Annotated in this window: 5 protein-coding genes and 1 pseudogene; 1 reads left to right on the forward strand and 5 read right to left on the reverse strand. The window is 65.6% G+C overall.

Going from position 1 to position 6,392, the window contains the following annotated elements; genetic code table 11:
* The first annotated feature begins 7 nt into the window (after positions 1 to 7).
* Entirely contained in the window at positions 8 to 1,969 is a 1,962-nt protein-coding gene (locus tag V7E26_RS10475) for an acetyl-CoA carboxylase biotin carboxylase subunit (protein ID WP_324415465.1), read from the forward strand.
* A gap of 141 nt (positions 1,970 to 2,110) precedes the next feature.
* Here the strand turns inward: V7E26_RS10475 and V7E26_RS10480 are convergent, their stop codons facing one another.
* The 5 genes and pseudogenes from V7E26_RS10480 to V7E26_RS10500 form a co-directional block, all read right to left on the reverse strand.
* Positions 2,111 to 3,103, reverse strand: a complete 993-nt coding sequence (locus V7E26_RS10480; protein WP_324415452.1) for an ABC transporter ATP-binding protein — start codon at positions 3,101 to 3,103, stop codon at positions 2,111 to 2,113.
* Entirely contained in the window at positions 3,100 to 4,113 is a 1,014-nt protein-coding gene (locus V7E26_RS10485) for an ABC transporter ATP-binding protein (RefSeq protein ID WP_324415455.1), read from the reverse strand. Before V7E26_RS10485 ends, V7E26_RS10480 begins: the two co-directional genes overlap by 4 nt.
* Positions 4,113 to 5,006 (reverse strand): ABC transporter permease, encoded by an 894-nt coding sequence (locus V7E26_RS10490; protein WP_324415457.1) that lies wholly within the window; start codon positions 5,004 to 5,006, stop codon positions 4,113 to 4,115. The genes V7E26_RS10485 and V7E26_RS10490 overlap by 1 nt, the downstream gene beginning before the upstream one ends.
* Positions 5,007 to 5,009: 3 nt before the next feature.
* The gene (locus V7E26_RS10495; RefSeq protein WP_324415459.1) at positions 5,010 to 5,957 is read right to left on the reverse strand and encodes an ABC transporter permease; all 948 of its coding nucleotides are present in this window, start codon (positions 5,955 to 5,957) and stop codon (positions 5,010 to 5,012) included.
* Positions 5,958 to 6,077: 120 nt separating this feature from the next.
* A pseudogene (locus tag V7E26_RS10500) lies at positions 6,078 to 6,392 on the reverse strand (ABC transporter substrate-binding protein); the annotation flags it as partial.

Below are 6,392 nucleotides of genomic sequence, written 5' to 3' on the forward strand. Positions count from 1 at the left end.
CGAAGCCATGAGGCGGACGCCGTTCTTCAAGGTACTGGTCGCCAACCGCGGCGAGATCGCGCTGCGCATCATGCGGACCGCGCGCCGGCTCGGCCACGGTGTGGTCGCGGTTTATTCGGATGCCGACCGCGATGCGCTGCATGTGCGCGAGGCGGACCAGGCGGTGCGGATCGGCGAGGCGCTGCCGGCGCAGTCTTATCTGCGGATCGATGCGATCATCGCGGCGGCCAGGGCCAGCGGCGCCGGCGCGGTGCATCCGGGCTACGGCTTCCTCGCCGAGAACGAGGATTTTGCGCAGGCCTGCCGCGACGCCGGGCTGGTGTTCATCGGGCCGTCGCCCGAAGCCATCCGCGCGATGGGCAACAAGGCCGGCGCCAAGGACATCATGCAAAAGGCCGGCGTGCCTGTGGTGCCCGGCTATCAGGGCGCCGACCAGGGCGACGCCGTGATGCTGGCGGAAGCAAAAAAGATCGGATTCCCCGTCATGATCAAGGCGGTCGCCGGCGGCGGCGGGCGCGGTATGCGGCTGGTCGCGGATGCCGCGGCATTTCCCGATGCGCTGCGGAGCGCGCGGTCGGAGGCACAGGGCGCATTCGGCGACGGCGGCGTGATCCTGGAGCGCGCGATCGTCAATCCTCGCCATATCGAGATCCAGCTGTTCGGCGACCGCTACGGCAACGCGGTTCATCTCGGCGAGCGCGACTGCTCGGTGCAGCGCCGGCACCAGAAGCTGATCGAGGAAGCGCCGTCGCCGAAGGTGACGGCGGAATTGCGCGCGCGCATGGGCGAGGTCGCCGTCGCCGCGGTCAAATCGATCGGCTATGAGGGCGCGGGCACGCTCGAATTCCTGCTCGACGAGAGCGGCGAATTCTATTTCATGGAAATGAACACGCGCCTGCAGGTCGAGCATCCCGTCACCGAAGCCATCACTGGCCTCGATCTGGTCGAACTGCAACTGCGTATCGCCGCGGGCGAGCCGCTCGGGCTGAGGCAGGAAGACATCAAATTCTCTGGCCATGCCATCGAGGTGCGGCTGTGCTCGGAAGACGCCGGTCACGACTTCATGCCGCAGTCGGGACGGATGGCGCTATGGCAGATGCCAGAAGGCGCGCGCGTCGAGCACGCGCTGCAATCGGGATCGGAGATTCCGCCGTTCTATGATTCCATGATCGCCAAGGTCATTGCTTACGGTGTCGACCGCAACGAGGCGCGGGGCCGGCTGATCTGCGCTCTGGAGCAGACCGCCGCCTTCGGCGTCACCACCAACCAGGGATTTCTGATCTCCTGCCTGCGCCATCCCGGATTTGCGCGAGGTGAGGCGACCACCTCGTTCATCGGCAAGCATCGCGATGAGTTGCTGGCTGCCCGGAACGACGACAAGGCGGAAGCGGCGCTGGCGGCATTGTTGCTCTACGTCACGAATCCGCATGCGGCGCCCTGGCGCAGCGGACGAAGCCTGGCCGCGACGTTTCCGCTGACCATGCGGATCGATCTTGGGCACGGGGTGAAAGAGATCGATATCGTTCGTGAGCGTGATGGCGGCTATCTGGCCGCCGTCGATGGCAGCGAGTTTCGTTTCGGGATCGATGAACTCGGCCGCGACACCATCCGGTTCCGTACCGACGGCCTGATGGCTTCGGCAAAATTCCTGCGCGATGCCGACCGGCTGTATCTCCTGCATCGCGGCGTCACGATCGCCACGCGCGATCTGACGCTTGCAGCCCCGGTCTCGGCTGCGGCCGGCGGCGGCGACGGCAAGGTGCGGGCGGCGATGAACGGCCGCGTGGTCGCACTGCTGGTCAAGCCGGGCGAGCAGGTTGCCGCCGGCCAGCCGGTGATGACGCTGGAGGCGATGAAGATGGAGCATGTGCACATGGCGGGTGTTGCCGGCACGGTGTCGGCCATCGATGTCGCCGAGGGCGAGCAAGTGACGACGGGCAGGATCGTCGTGGAGATCGCGGTGGCCTGATTCCGTCGTCCCGGCCAAGCGGAGCGCGAGCCGGGACCCATAACCACAGGCCCGTGTTGTGCGAAGGCTGGGGCCCGACCTGTCGTAACGTCATCCATCGGTGGCTATGGGTCCCTGCGTTCGCAGGGACGACGATGGAGATTACTCCGCCCGCCCCGTCCCCTCGTTCAGCCAGCACGCCACCTGATGCGCGTCGCCGGCCGCCACCAGCGCCGGCCGATCCACCTTGCAGCGGTCGAAGGCGTAGCGGCAGCGGGTGTGGAAGGCGCATCCCGGGGGCGGATTGATCGGGCTCGGGACGTCGCCGTCGATCATCGGCGCCAACTTCTTGGCCTTGGGATCGGCGATCGGGACCGATGCCAGCAGCGCCTGCGTATAGGGATGGCGCGGGTTGGCGAACAGTTCGGTCTTGTCGGCGATCTCGACAATGCGGCCGAGATACATCACGGCGACGCGGTGGCTGATATGAGCGACCACCGCAAGATCGTGGGCGATGAACAGGTACGAGAAATCGTTCTTGCGCTGCAGGTCGATCAGGAGGTTGATCACCTGCGCCTGGATCGAGACGTCGAGCGCCGACACCGGTTCGTCGCAAACGATCAGGCTAGGTCCAAGTGACAAGGCGCGTGCGATGCAGATGCGCTGCCGCTGGCCGCCCGAGAACTGGTGCGGATAGTTCTTCATCTGGTCGGGCCGCAAACCGACCTGCGCGAACAGTTCGGATACGCGATCCTGCTGGGCGGCCCCGGTCGCGATCCCGTGCACGGCGAGCGGCTCGCCGACGATCTCGCCCGCAGTCATGCGCGGATTGAGCGAAGCGAACGGATCCTGGAACACGATCTGCATCGAACGGCGGTGCGGCCGCATCTCCGACTTGCTCAGGCCGACGATGTCGGTGCCGTTGAGCTTGATGGCGCCGCTCGACGGCTCGACCAGCCGCAGCACGCTGCGCGCGACCGTCGATTTGCCGCAGCCGGATTCGCCGACGAGACCGAGCGTCTCGCCTCTGGCGACCGAAAAGCTGACGCCGTCGACGGCATGCACCGTGCCGACCTGCCGGCGCAGGATGCCGCCGCGCACGGCGTAGTGCTTCTTGAGATCGGTGACCTCGAGGAGGGGACGAGGCTCGGTCATGGCGCGCCCACGAGTTCCGTGGCCCGCCAGCAGGCCGCGAGGTGTTCGCCGTCGACCGCCTGCAGCGGCGGGTATTCTGCCCGGCAGCGATCGATGGCGAGGCTGCAGCGCGGCGCAAACGCGCAGCCCGGCGGCAGGTTGGTCAGCGACGGCACCATGCCGGGAATTTCGTTGAGTCGCGCATCGGTCTTCGCGCCGAACGAAATCACCGCCGGCATCGAGGCCATCAGGCCGCGCGTATAGGGATGCTTCGGATTCTCGAACAGATCCTCCACCGTCGCTTCCTCGACCTTCTTGCCGGCATACATCACGATCACGCGCTGGGCGGTCTGCGCGACGACGCCGAGATCATGGGTGATCAGGATCAGTCCGGTGCCGAGCGTCTTCTGCAGGTCGACGATCAGCGCCAGGATCTGCGCCTGGATGGTGACGTCGAGCGCGGTGGTCGGCTCGTCCGCGATCAGCAGCGCCGGCCGGCATGCCAGCGCCATCGCGATCATCGCGCGCTGCCGCATGCCGCCGGAAAGCTGGTGAGGATATTCCTGCGCGCGGCGCTGCGGCTCGGGGATTCTGACCAGCCGCAGCATTTCGACCGCCTTGGCCCAGGCTTCCTTCGCGGTCATCTCCTGGTGCAGACGAAGCACTTCGGTGATCTGGTCACCGATCCGCATCACCGGGTTGAGCGAGGTCATCGGCTCCTGAAAGATCATCGAGATGCGGTTGCCGCGGATCTTGCGCATCTCGGCTTCATCGAGGCCGAGCAGATCGGTGCCCTCCAGCGTCACCGAGCCGCCGACGATGCGGCCCGGCGGGTCCGGTACCAGCCGCATCACCGAGAGTGCGGTCACGCTCTTGCCGCAGCCGGATTCGCCGACGATCGCCAGCGTCTCGCCGCGGCGAACGCTGAACGAAACGTCGTCGACCGCGCGGAACAGTCCCGAATTGGTGAAGAACACCGTTTGCAGGTTCTTCACGTCAAGAACCGTGTCGTCCTTCTTGATCCCGGTCATCAGCCGCGCTGCCTCGGATCGAGGATGTCGCGCAGCGCATCGCCGAACAGATTGGTGCCGAACACCGCGAGGCTGATCGCGACGCCGGGGAAGATCACCAGCCACGGCGCGGTGCGGACGTATTCGGCCGCGGATTCCGACAGCATGCGTCCCCACGACGGATAGGGCTCGGGAATGCCGAGGCCGAGGAACGACAGTGACGCCTCGGTGAGGATGGTGGAGCCGAGTTGCGCGGTCGCCAGCACGATCAGCGGCGCCAGCGTGTTGGGGAGCACGTGGCGCAGCGCGATGCGGGTCTCGCTCATGCCGATCGACTTGGCGGCCTCGACGAACGGCAGTTCGCGCAGCGCCAGCGTATTGGCGCGGATTACGCGGGCGACCGTCGGGATCAGCGGGATCGCGATGGCGATGATCACGTTCGGCAGCGAGGGCCCGAGCGCCGCTGTCATCACCAGCGCCAGCACCAATAGCGGCAGCGCCTGCAGGATGTCGGTGATGCGCTGGAACAGCAGGTCGACCCAGCCGGACAGATAGCCCGACGCGAGGCCGACGATGACGCCGAGCGTCGATCCCAGCATGGTGGCGCCGATGCCGACCGCGAGCGAGATCCGCGCGCCGTGGATGATCCGGCTCCAGACGTCGCGGCCGAACGAATCGGTGCCCATCCAGTGCGCCAGGCTGGGCGATGCCAGCCGCTGTGCGGAATCGACGCTGAGCGGGTCGTAGCGGCAGATCAGGTCGGCCGAGATCGCCATCCAGACGAACAGCACCATGATGACGAGTCCGAACGTGCCGAGCAGATAGCGGTGCGCCAGGAACAGCAGGCGGCGCCAGCCATGCGTCGAATGCGCGCCGGCGCGCCGCAACTCGCTGTCGAAGTTGATCGTGGTCAACGGCTAGTCCCCATATCGGATGCGCGGGTCGATCGCGGCGTAAAGCATGTCCACGGTGAAATTGGCGAACACCACGACCACGGCGATCAGCATCACGAGGTTCTGGACGATCGGATAGTCGCGCCAGCGCAGCGCTTCGACCAGGAAGCGGGCGACGCCCGGAATATTGAATACGGTTTCGGTGACGATCAGGCCGCCGATCAGGAACGCTGCCTCGATGCCGATCACGGTGATGACAGGGAGGATGGCGTTCTTCAGCGCGTGGCGGTAGTTCACCGATGTTTCCGAGGCGCCCTTGGCGCGCGCGGTGCGGATGAAGTCCTGCCGCAGGATTTCCAGCATCGAGGAGCGCGTGATGCGCATGGTCAGCGCGGCGCTGCGGAAGCCGACCGCCATTGCGGGCACGGCATAGATCGCAAAAGCCTCGGTCCAGGTCTTCGGGTTCGGGTTGTAGATCGGCATGGTGCCGAACAGCGAGACCGAGGCCATCAGGATCAGCAGGCCAAGCCAGAACGACGGCAGCGACAGGCCGCTCAGGCTGACGACGCGCAGGGCGTAGTCGAGCCGCGAGCCCTGGTGGACCGCGCTCAGGACGCCCAGCGGAATGCCGATAGAAGCGGAGAACAGCAGCGCCAGCGCCGCGAGCCGCGCCGTGATCGGGATGCGCGGCAGGATCTCCTGCAGCGCCGGTTTTTCCGAGACATAGGAATAGCCGAGATCGCCGTGCAGCAGCCCGCCGATCCAGCTCAGATATTGCTGCCAGATCGGCAGGTTGAGGCCGAGCTCCTCTTCGAGGTTGGCCTTGTCGGTGGGATCGACGAAGCCGGCGGCGTCGAACAGGATGTCGACGATGTTGCCGGGGACGACGCGCAGCAGCACGAAGATGATGATCGAGATCCCGATCAGGGTCACGAGCATCAAGGCGAGGCGGCGCACGATATAGGCAAACAACCTGCTACTCTCCCCGACCCGTCGGCTAGAGCCCCTTCGGTTCTGATGAATCAGAACCGGGCTCTCGCTTTTTTGTTTTGACGCGCTTTCTTCACGCGAAAACGCTATCGCGGCCGTACGCTACTTGTCCATCCAGACGTCCTCGTAACGATAGCCGTTATAGGAGCTGTTGACCATGACGGTAACGCCTTTGACGTAAGGGTGCCAGCACGTTCCGCCCCGGCCGTGGAAGATGATCGGCCGCGCCACGTCCTCCTGCAGCTTCTTGTCGATCTCCCAGACCAGCTTCTTGCGCTTCTCCTTGTCGGTCTCGGCCGATTGCTGGTCGAACAGCTTTTCGATCTCCTTGTTGCAATAGTTGGTGTAGTTGCGCTCCGATCCGCAGGAATAGTTCTCGTAGAAGGACTGGTCGGGATCGTCGACGGCGTTGCCGGT

Source organism: Bradyrhizobium sp., assembly GCF_036735945.1.
Taxonomy (GTDB): Bacteria; Pseudomonadota; Alphaproteobacteria; order Rhizobiales; family Xanthobacteraceae; genus Bradyrhizobium.